The organism is Metaclostridioides mangenotii (genome assembly GCF_017873185.1).
Lineage (GTDB): Bacteria > Bacillota > Clostridia > Peptostreptococcales > Peptostreptococcaceae > Metaclostridioides > Metaclostridioides mangenotii.
The window spans coordinates 168649-189674 of sequence record NZ_JAGGJX010000003.1; the positions used below are offsets into that span (position 1 = coordinate 168649).

At 31.7% G+C, this 21026-nt stretch carries 20 protein-coding genes; 19 read left to right on the forward strand and 1 reads right to left on the reverse strand.

Annotated features, from left to right (window positions below):
* Positions 1-73: 73 nt before the first annotated feature.
* From J2Z43_RS09400 to J2Z43_RS09490, 19 genes are all read left to right on the forward strand, one after another.
* Positions 74-1111: an ABC transporter substrate-binding protein gene (locus J2Z43_RS09400; RefSeq protein WP_209456953.1), complete on the forward strand. Its 1038-nt coding sequence runs from the start codon at positions 74-76 to the stop codon at positions 1109-1111.
* Between the two features lie 2 nt (positions 1112-1113).
* Positions 1114-2226 (forward strand): FecCD family ABC transporter permease, encoded by a 1113-nt coding sequence (locus J2Z43_RS09405; RefSeq protein ID WP_209456954.1) that lies wholly within the window; start codon positions 1114-1116, stop codon positions 2224-2226.
* A 1-nt stretch (position 2227) separates the two neighbouring features.
* A complete protein-coding gene (locus tag J2Z43_RS09410) occupies positions 2228-3013 on the forward strand; it encodes an ABC transporter ATP-binding protein (protein ID WP_209456955.1) in 786 nt (261 codons plus the stop codon).
* Between the two features lie 17 nt (positions 3014-3030).
* Positions 3031-4359, forward strand: coding sequence for an MATE family efflux transporter (locus J2Z43_RS09415; RefSeq protein ID WP_209456956.1), 1329 nt, complete (start codon positions 3031-3033; stop codon positions 4357-4359).
* Positions 4360-4473: 114 nt separating this feature from the next.
* Positions 4474-5412 (forward strand): helix-turn-helix domain-containing protein, encoded by a 939-nt coding sequence (locus J2Z43_RS09420; RefSeq protein ID WP_209456957.1) that lies wholly within the window; start codon positions 4474-4476, stop codon positions 5410-5412.
* A gap of 215 nt (positions 5413-5627) precedes the next feature.
* On the forward strand, positions 5628-7385 hold the full coding sequence (locus J2Z43_RS09425; protein WP_209456958.1) for an ABC transporter ATP-binding protein: 1758 nt from the start codon (positions 5628-5630) through the stop codon (positions 7383-7385).
* A 1-nt stretch (position 7386) separates the two neighbouring features.
* Complete coding sequence (locus J2Z43_RS09430; protein ID WP_209456959.1) at positions 7387-9093, forward strand: ABC transporter ATP-binding protein; 1707 nt, start codon at positions 7387-7389, stop codon at positions 9091-9093.
* A 263-nt stretch (positions 9094-9356) separates the two neighbouring features.
* Complete coding sequence (locus J2Z43_RS09435; RefSeq protein ID WP_209456960.1) at positions 9357-9839, forward strand: amidase domain-containing protein; 483 nt, start codon at positions 9357-9359, stop codon at positions 9837-9839.
* A 226-nt stretch (positions 9840-10065) separates the two neighbouring features.
* Positions 10066-10251, forward strand: coding sequence for a hypothetical protein (locus J2Z43_RS09440; RefSeq protein ID WP_024620260.1), 186 nt, complete (start codon positions 10066-10068; stop codon positions 10249-10251).
* Positions 10252-10735: 484 nt separating this feature from the next.
* Positions 10736-13396, forward strand: a complete 2661-nt coding sequence (locus J2Z43_RS09445; protein ID WP_209456961.1) for a cation-translocating P-type ATPase — start codon at positions 10736-10738, stop codon at positions 13394-13396.
* A 191-nt stretch (positions 13397-13587) separates the two neighbouring features.
* Positions 13588-13731, forward strand: a complete 144-nt coding sequence (locus tag J2Z43_RS09450) for a hypothetical protein (protein WP_209456962.1) — start codon at positions 13588-13590, stop codon at positions 13729-13731.
* A 175-nt stretch (positions 13732-13906) separates the two neighbouring features.
* Entirely contained in the window at positions 13907-14890 is a 984-nt protein-coding gene (locus tag J2Z43_RS09455; RefSeq protein ID WP_209456963.1) for an SPFH domain-containing protein, read from the forward strand.
* Positions 14891-14918: 28 nt separating this feature from the next.
* The gene (locus tag J2Z43_RS09460) at positions 14919-15092 is read left to right on the forward strand and encodes an Arc family DNA-binding protein (protein ID WP_185748295.1); all 174 of its coding nucleotides are present in this window, start codon (positions 14919-14921) and stop codon (positions 15090-15092) included.
* Between the two features lie 108 nt (positions 15093-15200).
* Positions 15201-15482 (forward strand): hypothetical protein, encoded by a 282-nt coding sequence (locus J2Z43_RS09465; RefSeq protein ID WP_209456964.1) that lies wholly within the window; start codon positions 15201-15203, stop codon positions 15480-15482.
* 36 nt (positions 15483-15518) lie between these two features.
* Positions 15519-15737: a hypothetical protein gene (locus J2Z43_RS09470; protein ID WP_027702749.1), complete on the forward strand. Its 219-nt coding sequence runs from the start codon at positions 15519-15521 to the stop codon at positions 15735-15737.
* Positions 15738-16028: 291 nt separating this feature from the next.
* The gene (locus tag J2Z43_RS09475; RefSeq protein ID WP_209456965.1) at positions 16029-16838 is read left to right on the forward strand and encodes a TraX family protein; all 810 of its coding nucleotides are present in this window, start codon (positions 16029-16031) and stop codon (positions 16836-16838) included.
* A 297-nt stretch (positions 16839-17135) separates the two neighbouring features.
* Complete coding sequence (locus tag J2Z43_RS09480; protein WP_209456966.1) at positions 17136-18278, forward strand: aldo/keto reductase; 1143 nt, start codon at positions 17136-17138, stop codon at positions 18276-18278.
* A gap of 354 nt (positions 18279-18632) precedes the next feature.
* The gene (locus J2Z43_RS09485; RefSeq protein WP_209456967.1) at positions 18633-19259 is read left to right on the forward strand and encodes a hypothetical protein; all 627 of its coding nucleotides are present in this window, start codon (positions 18633-18635) and stop codon (positions 19257-19259) included.
* Positions 19260-19374: 115 nt separating this feature from the next.
* On the forward strand, positions 19375-19872 hold the full coding sequence (locus J2Z43_RS09490) for a flavodoxin family protein (protein WP_209456968.1): 498 nt from the start codon (positions 19375-19377) through the stop codon (positions 19870-19872).
* A 149-nt stretch (positions 19873-20021) separates the two neighbouring features.
* Here J2Z43_RS09490 and J2Z43_RS09495 read toward each other — a convergent pair whose 3' ends face one another.
* Positions 20022-20978 carry a siderophore ABC transporter substrate-binding protein gene (locus J2Z43_RS09495; RefSeq protein WP_209456969.1) on the reverse strand — a complete coding sequence of 319 codons (957 nt, stop codon included), beginning with the start codon at positions 20976-20978 and terminating at the stop codon, positions 20022-20024.
* Positions 20979-21026 lie beyond the last annotated feature (48 nt).

Here is a 21026-nt window from a genome sequence, read left to right on the forward strand (position 1 = left end):
TGTTCCTTTGATATCATAGTTCTTGAGAAGATAATGAAAATTATTATCAATTAAATATTTCAAGGAGGTAAAAATGTTTAAAAAGTACATGACACTATTTATAGGAGCTGTTTTCATTTTAATTTTGCCAGGTTGCTCACAATCTTCGCAAAATGATAACAAAGAAAATCAAAATATAGGTGTACATCAACAAGAAGACAATAGTAAGCAAAGTAAAGAAAATTATCCTATAAAGCTCAATGTTTATACAAATGAAGGAAATGAGGTAGCCCAAACTATATATAAAGAGCCAAAGAAAGTTGTAATAGTCGGACAAGCAATGGCTGAACTTATGATTGAATTTGGGCTTCAAGATAGAGTTGTAGGCGTAGGATATCTAGATCAATCTTTCTCGAAGTATGAAGATGAAATATCTAAAATGCCTGTTATGTCTAAATCATGGCCATCTGTAGAATCTATAATCGCTTTACAGCCTGATATTATTTATGCAATGTCTTCATCTTTTAAAGAAGATAGAGTAGGCGATATTTCATTTTGGAATGAGAGGGGTATTCCAACTCTTCCTGCGGTGAATTTTACTATCGGACGAAGTATCGATGAATACATTAAAGATATCGAGAACTTTGGAAAGACTTTTAATATAGAGAGAGAGACAAACAAGTACTTAAAAGAACAAAATGAAAGGATAGATAAAGTTAAAGAAGTTACAAAGAAGGCATATAATAAACCTAGTGTTTTACTTGTAGCGAGCGCTGGCCGTGAAAATTATGATTATTATCCGCGTTCAGGGTGTGTCATCGATGAAGTTATTGAGGATACAGGTGGAAAATATGTAGAATTATCAAAGGATTCATATATGGAAATGTCCACTGAATCAATTATCGCTGCAAATCCAGAAAAAATAATTATTACAGAATTTCAAGGTTCAAATAGCGAGGAAATAAAAAACAAGCTTATTTATAACAAAAAACTTCAAAATGTTACTGCAATAAAAACGGGAAATGTGATGGTAGCAGATTATACAAATGCAATACGTGGAAGTCTTGAACTCTCTGGTTTATATAAAGATGTTGCAGAGTTTATTCATCCAGAGTTGTTTGGAGGAAATTAGATATGTCATCGACACAAATAATAGGTACAGAGAAAGACAATAAAATTAATTATGATAGTATCTTAAAAAAACGCTCAACATTTACAATAGTCATTATTGCATTAGTTATTACACTAGTACTTTCTATAATAATTTCAGTATCAATTGGCCAAGTATCTATTCCGATTGCAGAATCTTATAAAATATTAATTAAGAAATTTACTGATTTACTAACTGGCAATTCAACTCAGTTAGAAATGTTTGAAGATATTATCTGGCAAATCCGTTTACCTAGAGTTTTACTTGCAATGGTTGCTGGAATCGGACTTACATTGTGTGGAGTAGTTATGCAGGCTTCAGTGCAAAATCCATTAGCAGATCCTTATATACTGGGAATATCATCTGGAGCTTCATTAGGAGCAACATTTTCAATTATGATTGGTTTTGGGTCTGCAGGGGTTTTTAGCCAATTTGGAGTTGCATTTTGGGCATTTATTGGTGCATTTATTGCTGCTATTTTAGTAATGGGTCTTGCAGGGGTAGGCGGAAAGATGTCCTCTGTAAAATTAGTTCTTACTGGAACTGTGATAAATGCACTATGCAATGCAATCTCAAGTTTTATTGTTTATTTTGCCAACGATGCAGAAGGTATTCGCTCTGTGACATTTTGGACTATGGGAAGCTTAAGTTCAGCACAATGGGAGAAGCTACCTATAGTTGCAATTGTTGTAACATTGGCGGTAATTATACTTTTATTCCAGTCGAGAGTAATGAATACTATGATGATTGGAGAAGAAGCTGCGATAACACTGGGTGTAAATTTAAATGCGTACAGAAGAGTTTATATGGTAATTTCAGTCGCAGTGACAGGAGTTATAGTTGGTAGCTGTGGGATCATTGGATTTGTGGGATTAATAGTACCGCATATAATCAGAAGCATTGTAGGATCTGACAACAAAAGATTATTGCCGATAAGTATTCTATGTGGAGCTATATTCTTGATCTGGGCAGATATATTTGCCAGGACTATAATTCCAAATGGGGAACTTCCAATCGGTATTATAACATCTCTGCTTGGAGCTCCTGTATTTATGTATATGTTGGTAAAGAAAAGTTATGGGTTTGGAGGTAAGTAAATTGAATTTAAAAGTAGAGAACCTATTTGTGACTTTATCAGGATCAAAAATTGTAAAAGATATTTCATTACATGTTGATGATGGAAAGTTTGTGGGGATTATTGGACCAAATGGATGTGGAAAGTCAACTTTGTTAAAAAGTATATATAAAGTAATTAAACCTGAAAAGGGATCTGTATTCCTCGGAGAAAGGGATATATTAAGATCGAAATCAAAGTCAGTTTCTAAACAGTTGGGAGTTGTTGGGCAGTTTAACGATATGAGCTTTGACTTTTCTGTTTACGATATGGTTATGATGGGGAGAACGCCTCATAAAGACCTTATGGAGGCAGATAGCAGAGAAGATCATGAGATTGTATGTGATGCCTTAGAGAAGGTGGATTTAGCTGCATATTCAGATAGAAGTTATTTAACACTTTCGGGTGGAGAAAAACAAAGGGTAATACTGGCTAGGGCTATAGCACAACAACCTAAGTTTCTAATTTTAGATGAGCCAACAAATCATCTAGATATAAAATATCAACTACAGATATTTTCAACTGTTAAGTCATTAAAAGTAGGAGTGCTAGCTGCCCTCCATGACTTATCAATGGCGGCCACATACTGTGATATTTTATATGTGGTAAAAAACGGAGAAATAGTAGCTCATGGAAAGCCAGAAAAAATATTAACTAAAGAGCTTGTAAAGTCAGTATATGAAATTGATTGTGACATATATACAAATCCTATAACTGGAGAAATGGCTATTGCATATAAATTGCCAGAAGTGAAGGAGTGTATCTCTTAATAAGGGAGGTTTATATTATGGAGACTGATATGACAAAAGGAAAGCCAATGGGAATAATTGTACGTTTCTTTATTCCTATGTTTATTGGAAATTTATTTCAACAAATATACAATGTTGTAGACTCTATAGTTGTAGGTCGATTCGTTGGAAAAGAGGCGTTTGCAGCAGTAGGGTCATGTTTCTTAATTATGAGTTTTATGACATCCATTTTAATTGGATTAGCTATGGGGGCATCTGCATTTTTTTCTCAACTCTACGGAGCAAAAAAATATGATCAAATGAAAAAAGCTATATCTACATCTTTTATCTTTATACTAACTATAAGTATTGTATTGAGCATTGTAACAAATGTATTTATGTATGAAATAATCAACTTATTTCAGATGCCAATAGATACTATTACGTATTCTGCAGAGTATCTAAGATTTATATTATCAGGGCTCGTATTTACAGGACTCTATAATGTGTGTGCTTATTTGCTAAGATCTATCGGGGATTCAAAATCACCATTGTATTTTTTAATTGTCTCTTGTATTTTAAATATTATATTAGATTTAGTATTCGTTATAGTATTTCATATGGGAGTTGTAGGTGTAGGATTAGCTACATTTATTGCTCAGGGATTCGCTGCAATATGGTGTGCTATCTACACAGCAAAACATATGAAATTTCTAAATTTCGAGAGAAATGATATTGTATTTAGTAGAGATCTATTTAAAACAATTTTAAGTTACTCTGTTTTAACAGCAGTGCAACAATCTGTATCTAGTTTTGGTATGTTAATGATCCAGGGATTGATTAATACATTTGGAACTACTATTATGGCAGCATTTGCGGCATGTTCAAAGATTGATGAGTTTGCAAATAGGCCTTTACAAGATCTAAGCAACGCGTTCTCAACTTATGTAGCGCAAAATAAAGGTGCAGGGAATACAAAAAGAATTCGCGAAGGGTTCTATGTTATTTTAAAACTAATAGCAATAATTTCTTTTATAATATCTATAGTTGTGTTTATATTTGCACCAGATTTAATTTCAATATTCGTAAAGAAAGAGTCAGTAGATATCATATTAGTTGGAGTAGGTTATCTTCGTATTGTTTGTATTTTTTATGTATTGCTCGGCTGCATAGTTATGTTTTATGGTTTTTTCCGTGGAATAGGAGCAGTAAATGTTTCAATAATATTAACTGTTGTATCACAAGGGATAAGAGTGTTATTAGCATTTGTATTAGCTAAAACATCAATGGGATTTACAGGAATAAGTTGGTCAATAGTAATCGGTTGGTTTTTATCAAACTTGTTAGGTGCAATTATGTATAGAAAAGTGATGATCGATCAGGTATAGTTTGTTGATTTTATAAACTAAAGTAATTAGATAACACAAGGACGTTTGTGATATAATACACATAAAAAAATTAAGTTAGGCGGTGAATTACCAATAAGAAAATTTGACCAAGATATGAATATGTTTAGGCATATTATTGATTCAAAGCAACACATGGGAGATCATGTTGTATACAATATTTCGGATAAATTCGGAAGTGGAACTATAAAAAGTTATAGTGTGATGAATGGTGTTGAACTCACTTATAATGACTTTGAAATATACAAACCACTTAGCGAAAAGTTTAAGATAAGTGTAGATTCCTTAGAAATAAACTACTGCTTAGAGGGTTGTTTGGAAAGTGAACTTCCAAATAGCAAAATTGTATATATGGGAGGTGGAGATATCTCCATTTTCGGGTACAGTACAGGAGTTGTTCTAGCGGATTTTACAACTAAACATTATAAGGGATTAACAATAATGCTTTATTTGAATGAAGCAACTAAGAGTATCGGAAATATGCTTGGTGTTTCAGAAGAAGAAATTAAAAATATGATAAATTCGTTATTTAATTCAGATACTTGTATAGTAAACCACGGAAATCAAAGTTTAGAGCATATTTTCAAAGAACTTTATGTGATTCCAGATAAGTTTAAGGATAAGTTTCTTAAAATAAAAGTAGTTGAATTATTACTTTATATTTTAAGTAATTCGGATTATAAAACTAAAGAAAAAACGTATTTTCCTAAATCATTTGTAGATAAAATAAAAGAAGCAAGGAGAATTCTAATTACAAATATGGATTCTCATATAACTATAAAAGAGCTATCTGACATGGTTGGAGTTAATGCTACAGATTTACAAAAAGGCTTTAAAGAAATTTACCAAAGCTCAATTTACGCATATGTAAAAAGTTATAGAATGAAAAAATCAAAGGAATTGCTTGTTAAAGAGGATTTAAGTATTTCTGACATTGCTAATTTAGTTGGTTATATAAATAATAGCAAATTCTCCAATGCTTTTAAATCTGAATTTGGTATGACTCCATCAGAATATAGAGTATCTAGCAGGTAGCAAAAGGTAAGATAATAGGGGGAGTATAAAAGTCACAAAGGTCGGGAAACGAGTATTTCCTGACTTTTTTTGTTTACATAATAATAATTAAAGAGTGATATAAGCTATCAAGTGAAATCGTATTTCAAAATGGAGCATTTACGGTTTAACGGAGTAGATAATGATTTGTCCATAAAGTATCCTATATTTACGAAAGAATATTGGAGGGAGATTTTATGGATAAGAAAAAGGAAAATCTTATTTTAGTTTTATTTAAATGGGCTGGCAAAGAAAAATATAAGTTATATTTTTCAATATTTTGTGGCCTTGTGAGCGGACTTATGGTAGTAATCCCATATATCACAATATATAAAATCATCGAAATTGTGTTTTATAAACATGGTTCGATGAATATGGTAATTCAGTATAGTGTTGTACTAGCGATTTCTATTATTGTAAGATATGTATTCATGGCGGTAGGTATAGTAGCTTCACATAAAGGTGCATACAATGCTCTTTACAAAGTGAGATGTATGATCATAAATCATATGGCTAAGATACCTTTGGGATATTTAAGTGATAGAGACTCTGGAGAAATTAAAAAAGTAATTAGCGAAGATATAGAGAAGTTGGAGTTGTTTTTAGCACACCATCTATCTGAAATTTTTATGTATTTAAGTGGACCGATAGCTATATTTATTTATCTGTGTACTGTAAATCCAAAACTAGCTCTAATCTCGTTGATACCAGTGCCTATTGGAATTTTAATCCAACTTAAAATGTTTAAGGGTGAAAATAAAAGAATGAATGAGCTCAATAGAGTTATAGGAAATTTAAATTCAGTAATGATTGAATATATAAATGGTATGAAGTTAATAAAAGCTTACAATATGGGTTCTGATTCTTTTAAAAAGTATAAAGGTGCAATAGACGAGCAGCAGAGTTTGTGGAAAAAAGTAGCACATAAAATGGGACCTTTATATGCGATTTTCGTTATAATTTTACAGTGTGGTGTAGCATTGATAATCCCAGTAGGAGGGATAATGTACAATCATGGACAAATAGGTGCGGGAGGATTGATGTTATTTGCTTTTGTAGGAAGTCTTTATCTTTCAGAGCTTCGTCCTTTGATGGAACTAGGTTCAAGCTTTTCTAAAGTGTTAAATGGAGTAAATAATGCAAGTAAGATTCTTGAAATTCCTGCATATAAAAAGGGTAGTTCAGAATTTCCCAAAAATACTGAAATCAAATTTAAGGATGTAAGTTTTTCTTATGATAAAAAAACAAATATATTAGAGAATGTTAATCTAACAATTAATGAGTGTGAGAAAATAGCACTAGTCGGAAAATCTGGAGCGGGTAAAAGTACAATAATACAGCTTATCGCAAGATTTTTTGATATAGATAAAGGAAGTATCAAAATAGGCGGCAAGGATATAAAAAATATGGACTATGAAACTTTATTAGATAATATATCAATAGTATTCCAAAATACTTTTCTTACAAAAGAGTCGATTTTCGATAATATTAAAATGGGTACAGATGCATCTATTGAAGAAGTAATTGATGCAGCTAAAAAGGCGCAGATCCATGATGTAATTGAAAGCTTACCAGAAGGATATAGTACAAAAGTTGGAGCATATGGTTCGCGTTTTAGTGGTGGCGAGAAACAGAGAATAGCAATTGCAAGAGCCATATTAAAAAATGCCCCTATACTTATTTTAGATGAGGCAACTTCAGCAGCCGACCCAGAGAACCAAAGAGACATAGACACAGCTATAGATAATTTATGTAAAGGTAAGACGGTAATTATAGTTGCGCATAGGTTAAACATAGTAAAGAAATGTGATAGGGTAGCGGTTGTTGAAAATAATACTGTCACAGATATAGGATTACATGATGAGCTTCTAAAAGTTAATGACTACTATCGCAGAGTTTTTGAAATATACGATAAAACAAGATCGATAGAGTACGCAGTAAAGGCGGGTGTGTAATATGGAAAAATCTGTATGGATAAGAAGAGATAGAAAGCTAACTGTTTCGATAATACTAAATGTAATCGAAGGTCTACTTACTGGTTCCGTACTTGGAATAGTATTTTTAACTATAGACTCTCTATTTAAAGATACTTTTGAAATAAGTAAGTTGACAAATTTATGTATACTATTAGCAGGAATATTTATAGTACGTTTACTTTTGTATTCAATAGGTTATACATTAGGACATACTGGTGGATCCTCAACTGCAAGGAATATAAGAATTTTTTTAGGAAAAAAGATAAAAAATCTTCCACTAATAAATTTCTCTAAGTATAAAACAGGAGAATTTATCAACATAATAACCAACGATGTGAATAACTATGAAGATATTTTAGGCCACAAAATTGGGGAAATAGCTAAAAATATAACTTTAGTAGTAGTTACACTGTTATTTTTATCAACTATAAATCCAATTATCGGTTCTATAAATATAGTTTTAGCATTGCTTATTATTCCTTTTATGGTACTATCAGCAAAAATTGTAACAAAATACGGAGGGATGAAGAAGGATATACTCGATGACAATGTAAGTGATTTAGTTGAATATATCAATGGAATTCAAACATTTAGAAGTTACGGGCTAGGTGGAGTAAAAAATGATAAGATTAATAAATCGTTAAAAGATATAAGTGATATAAGTTATAGATTCGAGTCTAAAGTTGTACCAGTAGGGAATCTTTATAGAATTATAATGGATCTAAGTATGCCGCTAACGATTGTAATCGGAGGAGCTAAATGGCTAGCCAATGATTTCGGTTCACCAGAGTATATAATTTGTGTAATACTATCGTTTTTTATATCTCAATTAATGGGAACACTTTTTATAGACTTAACAACATATAAAAACCTTATGATTTCAAAAAAATCTATGGATAGTTTGGCACATCAAGAAGAAGATAATTACTCTGAAAATAACTTTGATCCCCAAAACTACGATATTGAATTTAAGAATGTTTCGTTCAGTTATGTTGAGAACAACCCAGTATTAAACAATGTTAGCTTTAAAGCCAAACACGGTGAATTAACAGCTATTGTAGGTGATTCTGGATCAGGAAAGTCTACTATACTCAATCTAATTTCAAAATATTATGAGGCAGATAGCGGAAATATAAAAATAGGTGGATTTTGCACTAAATATATAAACTCTGAAAAAGTACTTGAGAGTGTTTCAATGGTATATCAAGATGTTTTCTTATTTAATGATAGTATAAAAAATAATATAAAATTTGCGAAACCTGCAGCCTCAGATATAGAAATAATAGAAGCTTGTAAAGCATCTAACTGTAACAATTTCATAAAAGATCTAGAAAAAGGCTACGATACATTTGTAGGGGAAAATGGAAATAGATTATCTGGCGGAGAGAAACAACGTATTTCAATAGCCAGAGCTATATTAAAAGATAGCCCAATACTTCTTTTAGACGAGGCTACAGCATCTTTAGATATTGAGAATGAACTTTATGTAAAAGATGCGATATCTAAACTAGTTAAGGAAGATAAAACTATAATTATTATCGCACACAATCTTTCAGTAATAAAAAATGCTGATAATATTTTAGTAGTAGGTGATGGTAAAATACTTGAGCAGGGAAGTCATGAAAAACTTATGAAGAATAAAGGAAAGTATTATTCTATGTGGATGAGTGAAGTAACAGCGGGGTAATAATCAACTATTAAGGAGGTTCCGATATTAGAGAGACTATAAAATTTGTTGATACAAGAGCAGTTAATTTGAAGAATTATAACAATGAATTACTTCCATATAAAATTCTATAAGCTATATAGATATCTTAAAAAAATGTAATTTAAAGGCAATGAGTTGAGATCACGAATCATAGAGATACGTTACGGCATGCTGATAAACTGTTACTTTTTACTAAGCGTTACATATCCTAATAATATATAGATAAAATTGGGAGGTAAAAGATGGCTTATAATAGAGAAAAAGCAGTAGCGTACGCACATAGATGGGCTTTCAATAGGAATCCAGCTTACTTAAATTTCGCTGGTATAGGGGGCGATTGTACAAATTTTATTTCGCAATGTTTATATGCAGGTGGAGCTAAAATGAATTTTACAAAAGATTATGGATGGTACTATATAAATGCAAATAATAGAGCACCAGCTTGGACTGGGGTAGAATTTTTGTATAGGTTCTTAATGACAAATAAAGGTGTAGGTCCATTTGGGAAGCTAGTTTCAATGTCAGAGTTACAGCCTGGAGATGTAATTCAATTGTCTAATTCGGGGATTATATTCACTCATACACTTTTAGTTGTTGAGACTGGATTTTTTAATACGGCGGATGATATATTGATTGCAGCTCATAGTGATGATAGCGATTATAGGCCTTTATCAACGTATGCAGTAGCAGATATAAGATTTATAAAAATAAATGCTAGGGGTTAGTATGTGGATATTAATCAATGTAAAATTTTATTCGATTTTGAAAGTTGAGGTGTCTAAAAATCGGTTCAAATAGAAAAGTTATAGTGTTGCGCAGTTTTGGCGAAATGGATAGTATACAAAAAATTTCAACGTACAAAATAATTAGCGATTAAATGATTTTAATATTAGTGAATAATAATTCCATACAGTGAGATAATATTAAAAATATGTTATATGAGGTGATTGTATGGAAATGAACACACAAGATTATCTGAAAAAGGCATTATTAGATACTCAAGAAAAGGTTAGAGATTTTATGCTGTATGCCGATAAGATAGAAGACAAAGATTTAAGTAGTTGCTTTAAAGCATACGCAGAAGTAGAAGGACTTCAAGCTCAAAAATTACAAGAATATATTGAGAAGTTAAAATAACTAATTTAAAATACCTAGCCATTTGATAATTTATCACGGTTAGGTATTTTAAATTAAAAAAGTATATTAAATAACGAATTTAAGTGATTTTATATATGGAGTATGGATTAATAGGCTTATTTGTGATAATTTGTATTTAAACATTGTAAGATGCTCGAAAATACATAAATAATTAAATAGATATTACAACGAATGTAAAGGATTCGTTAAATTATTGTATATCTTATTGTACTTCATATTTTATTGAGCTATAATATTTATATAGTTTTTAATTATTTTATGAGGAGAGTAGATTTACAAATTATGGATGATTCCGATGAAAGCGACTCTGAAAGGAGTCTCAACATAAATACATTAAAACTTAATAAGAATCAAGAATATACAAGGCATATCTGTGTAGTTTTTTAAAACTAAAACACTATGTCTTTTTTGTGTCTTGACTTATATAAATTAAACTAAAAAAGAAAGGAGTGATCTTCCTATTATGGAAAGTCACGGACGGATGCCTTGGCATTCAAAAAATATTGATGATGTTTATAAATCTCTTCAAACTTCAGAAGAAGGATTAAGCGATGCCGAGGCGGCTAAAAGGCTAGAAAAAAATGGACCAAATGAACTACGTCAGAAGCCTTCAAAAAAAATATGGCAGATGTTGTGGTCGCAAATTACAGATCCAATGGTTTTAATACTGATAGGTGCAGCAGCATTTTCTTTTATTTTAAAGGAATGGACAGAAGCTTTTGTAATCTTGACTATCGTAGTGTTAAATGCAGTGATCGGTATTGTACAGGAGAAAAAAGCAGAGTCGTCAATACAGGCTCTTAGAAGTATAAGTGCTCCAAATGCACAAGTTCTTCGACAAGGTGAGGAGAGCATCATACCTGCAAACGAAATAGTTGTAGGTGATATTGTGTTTTTAGAGGATGGATCAATGATTCCTGCTGATATGAGGTTGATTGAATCAGTTAATTTAAAGGTTCAGGAAGCATCGTTGACAGGTGAATCTGTTCCATCAGAAAAGGAGTCAGACGAGATACTAGAAGAAAATAGTGCCCTTGGTGACCGTAACAACATGGTGTATACGACATCAATAGTTACGTATGGTCGTGGGATTGGTGTTGTTACTGAAACTGGAATGGATACAGAAGTTGGAAATATTGCTGGATTGTTAGAAAATCAAGATGATTTTGATACACCTTTAAAGAGAAAACTAAACTCTGTAGGTAAAACACTTACAATAGTTGGGATTATAGTGTGTATACTGATTTTCGGCATAGGAGCATTATATAACAGACCTCTTGGGCCACAATTTTTAGTTGCGATATCTCTTGCTATATCAATAATTCCAGAGGGGTTACCAGCAACTGCAACAATAGTAATGGCTCTTGGAGTTCAACGTATGGCGAAGAAAAATGCACTTATTCGTAAATTGCCAGCAGTTGAAACTCTTGGTAGTACTACAGTTATATGTAGTGACAAAACAGGCACACTTACTTTAAATAAAATGACAGTAACTCATATTGCAGTAAATGGAGATTTTGAAGATAGTAAAACTACTTTAATTTCTGATGCGAAGGATAAACATCCAGATGTATATAGAGAACTTGTATACGCAGGTGCTTTGTGTAACAATGCAAGTTTTGACCCAGATAGAAAAGGTGAGATTATTGGAGATCCGACAGAAGGTGCTCTAATCTATATGTCTCAGGAATTTGGTATTGACCATGATACTCTAGAAGATAAATATCCTAGATTATTTGAACAGCCATTTGATTCCGAGCGTAAGCGTATGTCCACAGTTAATGATATAGATGATAAATTCACAGTGTACACAAAGGGTGCTGTAGATGAGATATTACCTTTATGTACACAGATACTGACTTCAAGCGGTATACGTGAGATAACAGACAAGGATAAAAATAACATACAGAAGTTGTGTTTAGATATGTCTAAAGACGCACTTCGTGTTCTGGGATTCGCTAGAAAGGATATAGTATCTGTTCCAGACGAAGATTATGAAAATATAGAGTTTGATTTAACATTTGTAGGTGCAGTTGGAATGATAGACCCACCTAGAAAAGAAGTTGCACAATCAGTTAAAACTTGTAGAAAAGCTGGCATTCGTACTATTATGATTACTGGTGACCACAAGGATACTGCTATAGCAATAGCAAAAGAGCTTGAGATATTAAATGAGGGAGATACTGTTATATCCGGAGAAGAGCTAGATAGTATGACAGATGATGAGCTAGATAAAGCAGTTAAAACTACTACAGTTTTTGCTCGTGTTTCACCAGCAGATAAATTAAATATTATACAGTCATTAAAGCGTACAGGTGAAGTTGCAGCAATGACCGGCGATGGCGTAAACGACTCTCCTGCATTAAAATCAGCAGATATAGGAGTATCTATGGGTATAACAGGTACCGATGTTGCAAAAGACGCATCGGATATGATACTGCTTGACGACAGCTTTACAACTATTGCATATGCGATAAAAGAAGGTCGTAGAGTTTATAGAAATATACAAAAGGTAATACAGTTCTTGCTTGCCGGGAATATTGCTGAGATTACGACTTTATTTGTAGCAACTATACTTAACTGGGATGCGCCGCTTTTAGCAGTTCATATATTATGGGTTAATCTTGCAACTGCCACATTGCCGGCTTTAGCACTCGGTGTAGATCCAGCAAGTAAAAATATAATGAAACATAAACCAGTAAAGTCTGGGACATTGTTTGAAAAAGATTTGATATCGAGAGTTGTAACACAAGGTGTATTTGTGGCAATACTTACAATAGCAGCGTTCTGGATAGGTGTTGAGTTTGGAAGTTACACTACAGGTCAGACAATGGCGTTTAGTGTACTTGCGTTTTCACAGATGCTTCGTGCATTAAATCAGAGATCTAATACGGAACCAATATGGGTTCGTGCAGAGGGAAGCAATCCATGGCTTTCTGTATCTTTTGTAGTTTCGGGAGCGCTAATGCTTTGTATACTTTTAATTCCAGCACTACAATCAGCCTTTAAACTTACTTTTTTAAGTGGATCAGAATGGGCTATAGTTTTAGGATTGTCAGTGTTATCAATAGTCCAAATGGAAGTTGTTAAATGGATAAAGAGTGTAAAAACTAAAGTTAACTAATAGATATTAAAGTTTTTAATAATTGAAAAAGCAGGATTTTGTTTGATGGCAGGTTTTTACCAGCTTATCAGCAAAATCCTGTTTTTTTGTAAACTTCAATAAGATATAAGCATTTTCCCATTATAGTTTTTTTAGCAGCCAACTTTGCTGAAAAATCTGAATATCCTCGACAACATCATTCTTCCGGCAACATGAACATATTTTTCGACATAAACGCAGATGGTACTGTAGTTATGCTTATAACTCATGATGCAAAGGTGTCAGCTCAGACAGAGTGTATTATGTTTATGAGCGATGGAAAAATCGTGACTGAAATGAGGCTTCAAAATTTATAATAAAAAAAATTAATTCCATAGAACCTTGTAAAAAGAGCGAAATCTATGGACTTTCTCTGAAATAATTACAAAATTAAGATATTTTGTAATTGACATTGGATAAAATTAGAAATATAATAATGATATCAAAACAATATCAAAAACATATAAAAACAATCAAAAAGGGGTGTTATTTATGAATGATTTATCCAATGTAGAAAAAAGAGAATTTAAAGAATTTAAAGCAAAATCAAAAAATGGTATGTCTATTCTACTACTGAATATCGTTCTTATGGTTTTAGATATAATAGGGATTGTATTTATGCTTTCAGGAGAGCCAAATGCATTTAAGATAGGTGTAGCAGTATTGCTTTTCTTATATCTATTTGTAGTTGCTCCAATCATCTTTTTTGGATTAAAAGTAGTAAAGCCAAATGAGGCATTGGTGCTTTCGTTATTTGGGAAGTATTATGGAAGTATACGTGAAGATGGTTTCTACTTTGTGAATCCTTTCGCTACAGCGATATCACCACCAGCAGATACAGAAGAAGGCGGTAGAAATGTGAGCAAGGGAGTATATATTCCAAGTAAGAGAATATCTTTAAAGGCAATGACTCTAAACAATGATAAACAAAAGATCAATGATCAATTAGGAAATCCAATAATCATAGGGATAGTAGTTATATGGAGAGTTGTAAATACAGCAAACGCAGTATTTAATGTTGATAATTACAAAGAGTTCTTAACTACACAATGTGATTCAGCTTTAAGAAATATAGTTCGTCTATATCCATATGATACAGCTGATGTAAATGATAACGAAAAATCACTTCGTGGAAGTAGTCAAGAAATAGCACAAAAATTAAAAGAAGAGATACAATCAAAAGTTGATATAGCAGGTCTTGAAATTATGGAAGCTAGAATAACACACCTTTCATATTCTCAAGAAATTGCAGCAGCAATGCTTCAGAGACAACAAGCAGCAGCAATAATAGATGCTAGACAAATGATTGTAGAAGGTGCAGTTGGAATGGTAGAAATAGCTCTTGAAAAACTAAATGAAAATAATGTTGTCGATTTAGATGAAGAGCGTAAAGCTGCAATGGTAAGTAATTTATTGGTAGTACTTTGTGGAAGTAAGGATGCGCAACCAATTGTAAATAGTGGATCTATATATTAACTATAGAATAGTAGATAGGGTGACCTAGATGGCTAACAAAGATAAAGATAAAAAACAGGTACTTCTTCGACTATCTCCAAAGCTATGGGAAGAGTTAGCAGTTTGGGCTGAAGATGATTTTAGATCAATCAATGGCCAAATTGAATACCTTCTATCGGAGAGTGTGAAAAGAAGAAAGAAATCAAGTAAAAACTTAGAATAAATAATTATGTGTGCTCATAAGTTTGATCTAAGATTTTATAATTAAAGGTCAAACTGAATATTCAGTTTGACCTTTTTGGTAAGTATTAAAAAAATGGGGGATGGTTGTATGGTAGGTATTATTATTGGTATTGTTGGAATGTTATTTATATCATTAGGTATAATTTTCTTTTTTATAGAGTTAAAGTTAAATTTGCCGCTTTTTTATGGTACTGGTGAAAACACTGTACAGCAGAATGGATTACCAATTCTACTTACAGGAATAGCGCTTGTCTTCTTTAGAAATGGAATAGTTCAAATTGATTCAATAGTTGCATATGGAATTTTCATTACAATTGAATTGATTGTGATAGTATTGTATTTTATCATAAGAAACAGAATGAAAATATAAGTTCAAAGCTTCAAATTAAAATAGGGAGTGGTTATTATGAATGGAAACGAAGTGTTAAAATATGCGTCAAAAATTCGATTTATATTATTAAATATTGTTGTATTATCAGCCGCCGCCGCAGTATGGGGATATAAAGGTTCTATGTATTCTGCTTTCCCACCATTTTTTGTTTTTACTTTTAAAGTTTCAGCTGTTTTATTGTTAATATCATGTGTAGTAGTATTTACTATTAGAAGAATGCTTAAAAATAATTAACATTAATAATATTTAATATTTTATAAGAAAATTAACTATAGATAAAATTGTATGATTATAAGACGAGAATTTGAGAACTGAAGATGAAATGTATAAAATAATCTTAGACTTTGCAAAATCCAGATTATGATAAAGATATTAGCAATTATATTAAAAACATTAAAGAAATATAAAATTTACGAGCATTCGTTTTCCTTACATTTTTGTTATATAAATGTAATATCAATAAAAGGCACGTTTTCTGTAAATCCTATATTATATATTTATAATGAGTTAGTAGGAGGTCAGGAAATGGAAGACATAAAAAAAGGAATCACTAGTTTTCAGCTGAAATTATACGGTATTATTTTAATGGTATTTGATCATATAGGGGAATTCTTTGCATTTTTAGGTGCACCAGTATGGTTTCATTGGTTAGGACGATTAGTTGCGCCAATCTTCTTGTTTACAAGTTCAGAAGGATATATTCATACAAGAAATAAAAAGAAATACATGTTTAGATTGCTTTTGGGATTTTGGATCATGAATGTCGGGAACTATATAGTCAATCAATATTTTCAAATTGGGAATATGATGGTCATAAATAATATATTTGGTACTTTATTTTTAGGAGTATTTTATATGTATTCCATCGATATGTTTAACGAAGGATGGAATGAAAAGAAAAAATCTAAAATATTTGGATCTATTGTTTTAATGCTAATACCAATATTGATGTGTGTAATAGTATTAATAGCATTATCATCAACTGGTTCAAATTCTATATACCTTAAAATATTTACAACTTTAATGAATATTGTTCCGATACCAATTATAGTTGAAGGTGGTCCACTATTTATAATTCTTGCAGTTCTTTTTTACAAATTCCATGGTAGAAAGGGAATGCAGGTAGGTGCATTAGTTACTGTTGCATTATTAGCGTACTTTACAGGAACAGGAAATCCATTTACAGAGAATTATCAATGGATGATGTGCTTAGCATCAATACCAATTGTACTTTACAATGGAGAAAAGGGAAGAGGAATGCGTAATTTCTTCTACTTCTTCTATCCAGCTCATATTTATATACTATTTTTTATTTCATACTTTATGCAAAAATAAATATATAAAAAATCAAGAAATATTAAGATGATATAAAACTTTTTAAAATGCCCATTGCTAATAACACATTTGATATTGTTAGCAATGGGCATTTCTACTATTATATATGAACAAATTTATAATCCATGCTTTCTATTTTTACCTAACTCACATCTATATACTGTTTTTTATTTCGTACTTTATACAGAAAAAATGAACTTATGGAATGATTTTAAAACAGCCAAATATACTTTATTGATGTTATATTAGCTGTTTTAATTTATTTTATGTTATAGTTTCAGTAAAAGGAGGGGTTGTATGTTATACAGAAAGTTCGGAAAAACCAATGAAAAGGTATCTATTTTAGGTTTTGGATGTATGAGACTTCCGCTTATGCCAGAAGGTGATCCAAGCCAAATTGATAAGGATGAGGCGACTAAGTTAATTCATCGTGCAATCGACGGAGGAGTTAACTATATTGATACTGCGTATCCCTATCATGGTAATGGAATGGAAGACAGTGGTCAAAGTGAACCTTTCTTGGCAAAGGTATTAAAAAGTGGTTACAGAGAAAAGGTGAACATAGCTACGAAACTCCCAAGCTGGTTGATAAAGACAAGAGAAGATATGGATAAATATTTAAACGATCAGCTAAAGAGGTTGGAGGTAGATCAAATTGACTTCTATTTAGTGCATGCTGTTGATAGTCAGGTATGGCCGATTTTAAAAGAAGCACGTGTTGATGAATTTTTAGATCAAGCAATAAGAGATGGAAGAATAAAATATGCAGGGTTCTCATTTCATGACAAGTTAGATTTATTTAAAGAGATTGTGGATTATTACGATTGGTCATTCTGCCAAATTCAGTATAATTATTTGGATGAAGAGTTTCAAGCTGGAAAAGAGGGGCTAGAATATGCAGCTAAAAAAGGATTAGGGATTACTATTATGGAACCTCTTAGAGGGGGAAAACTTGCTGTAAATCTGCCAGAAGATGTACAAAATATTTTTGATAGTGCTGAAGACAAAAGAACTCCAGCAGATTGGGCTTTAAGATGGATTTGGAATCATCCTGAAGTATCAGTAGTATTAAGTGGTATGAACACTATGGATCAAGTTGAAGAAAATCTTGTAACAGCAGGCGATTCAAAAGAAAAATCACTGACTGAAGACGAAGTAAATATTGTAAACAAGGCGAAGGCTATATTTAAAGAAAAGATAAAAGTAAACTGCACAGGTTGTGGTTACTGCATGCCATGCCCTTCAGGTGTAGAAATACCTTTTTGCTTTACTATGTACAATAACCATCATATGTTTGGTGAAGAAACTTTATATAATGAATTGCTTGTGCCTAAACAAAAGGCATCAAATTGTGTGGAGTGTGGGAAATGTGAAAAGCACTGTCCTCAAGGAATTAAAATTCGTGAAGAATTGAAGAAAGTAAAATCAATATTTGAATAATGAATAGTGTATAGTGAATAATGAATAAAAAATATAAAAAATATGTTTTTTATGAAAATTTCTGACTGGAAACTTGAGGTAAATTTAAATTAAAATCATAATAGAAAAATTTTATAGAAGCACCTACTGCCATCAATATTTATATAAATAACTTCAAATATTGATGGCAGTTTTCTTAGTTATTTATTGACAAATTCGTCACTTAGGGTATATTGTAACTTAAGGTTACTTTGGTTAATATTAGAATATAAAGTTTTTTGAATTTTTTACAGAATAATGCTGATAATAATCTGGTAGTATTTCATTATTTGTATTATTAAACACAACAATACATAGAGTAGGTGAATAATCAAAATGAACAAAGATATATTAAATATTAAAACGAAAGATGGAAAAATAGAGTACGGAGCAAATCAAAACTGGTATAAAAGCGAATGGCAACGAAAGAGCGGTTGTGGTCCATCATCAGCTGCAAATTTATTTGCTTATATATCAAGTCAAAATCCAAAAGCTAAAGATTTATGTGATCTAAGACCACCATATGAGCAAGTATCATTTTTAGAGCATATGGAAAATTTATGGAGTTGTGTTACTCCAACAGCAAAAGGAACAAATTCGACATCTCTTTTTATTGAAGGATCTAAAAAGTATGCAGCTTCACGAGGAGTCGAGATTAAGGGACATTCGCTAAATGTACGAAGTAGATTGGATTGTAAAAGACCTACAGCTGAAGAATTTATCGATTTTATAAGGGAAGGTCTAGAAAATAATTGTCCAGTAGCTTTTTTAAATCTATCAAATGGTAGAGTCGATAATCTGTACAATTGGCACTGGGTAACATTGGTTGAACTTTGGGAAGATGAAAATGGGACAGTTTATGCAACAGCATCTGACGAAGGTGTGAAGAGAGACTTTGATATAAGGCTTTGGGTAGAAACAACTCTACTTGGGGGCGGATTGGTATATTTTACTATAGAATAGAAACTAAATTCTAAGAAACATTTTTGAATTTAATAAATTAAGGAATATTATGTAATAACCGATAATATAGAAGAGAACATTACATTATCTATAAAAATTTTGGGGGTAAATTAAAATGAAATCATTGGTCGTATATTATTCATTAGGAGGAAATACACAGTTGATTGCAAGTATTATATCGCAAAAGATAGATGTCGATATACTTGAGATAAGACCGGAGAAAGAAATACCTAAAAAGGGATTCATGAAATTTTTTTTAGGTGGAAAAAGCGTAATGCTAAACGAGAATCCGAAGCTATTAAATGAAAAAATAGATTTAGATGAGTACGACACTATATTTATTGGGACACCTGTTTGGGCAGGTAGCTATTCATCTCCAATTGCGTCGTTCATTTCGAAAAATCATTTAAAAGGAAAGAAGATCGCTTTATTTGCATGCCACTCAGGAGGTGGATCAGATAAGTGCTTTGAGAAACTCGAAAATACGTTACTAGGCAATGAATTCGTTGGTAACTCCAGTTATAATTCACCCCTTAAGGTTGGCTTTGATGATATTGTAATGCAAGTACATTCTTGGATTGATAGTGTGGTTTATTTATATAATACGAAATAAAATATAAATAAAAAAAGAGTGAAAAATACCTTTGAAAATTTTATGATATAAAACTTTATATTTCAAAATTCTATAACAAAAATTTTACTTTTTTCACTCTTAATATTAAACGTAATCTGTTTTATATAGTTTTAGGATTATCTAATTAATTACTTTAAAGCTGATTCAACTTCGTTTATCATACCATCAACTGAAAGTAAACCTCCGCCTGATAAGTACCAGAATTCAGGATCTAAGTTTATAATCTTATCATTTTTACCTGCGTTTGTGTTTTTAACTAGATCGTTGTTTAGAGTATCAGAACTCTTGATTTGTCCACCAGTTACAACAGCACGGTCAACTACAAATAGCATATCAGGATTTATTTTAGATACATACTCAAAGTTTACTTCTTGTCCATGTGTAGAGGCTTCTATTTTTTCGTCAGCAGCTTTTAAGTTAAGAACATCATGGATTATTCCAAAACGAGATCCTTTACCGTAAGCACTTAAACTTCCATCGTTAGTTAATATTATTAAAGATTTTTTGTCTGATTTTTCAGCCATTGCGCTTACTTTTTCGATCTTTTTATCTATTTTATCTAAGTAGTTTTTAGCATCATCTTCTTTTCCAAATAATTCAGCTACTTCTGTAGTGTTTTTCTTGAAGTCATCCATATAAGTTTCTGCATCTAAGTCTATGTATACAGTAGGTGCTATGTCAGATAATTTATCGTAGTATTCTTCTTGTCTTCCTGATATAAATATTGCATCAGGTTCGAATGCAAAGATTGCTTCCATATCTGGCTCTTTTATACCACCAACATTTGTTGATTTTTCAAAGCTTGAAAGATATTTTGGTAGGCTATCTAATGGTACCGCAGTATCTGCATCTACATCAAGTGCCTGCATTGTATCTAATATACCCATATCGAAAACAACAACTTTTTTAGGGTTTTTAGGAACCTTTGTTTCTCCTTTTGAGTGTTTAAATACTACTTCACCAGCGCTTTCTGATGATTCCGTTGCATTTTTACTTTCTTCTTTTTTGTCCGATTTTGGACTACAACCTGTTACTATGACTACTGTCATTGTTAATACTAAAAGCATCGAGAATAGTTTTTTCATTGTTATTTCCTCCAATTATTTTATAATTTATTTTTAATTAGCAAAATG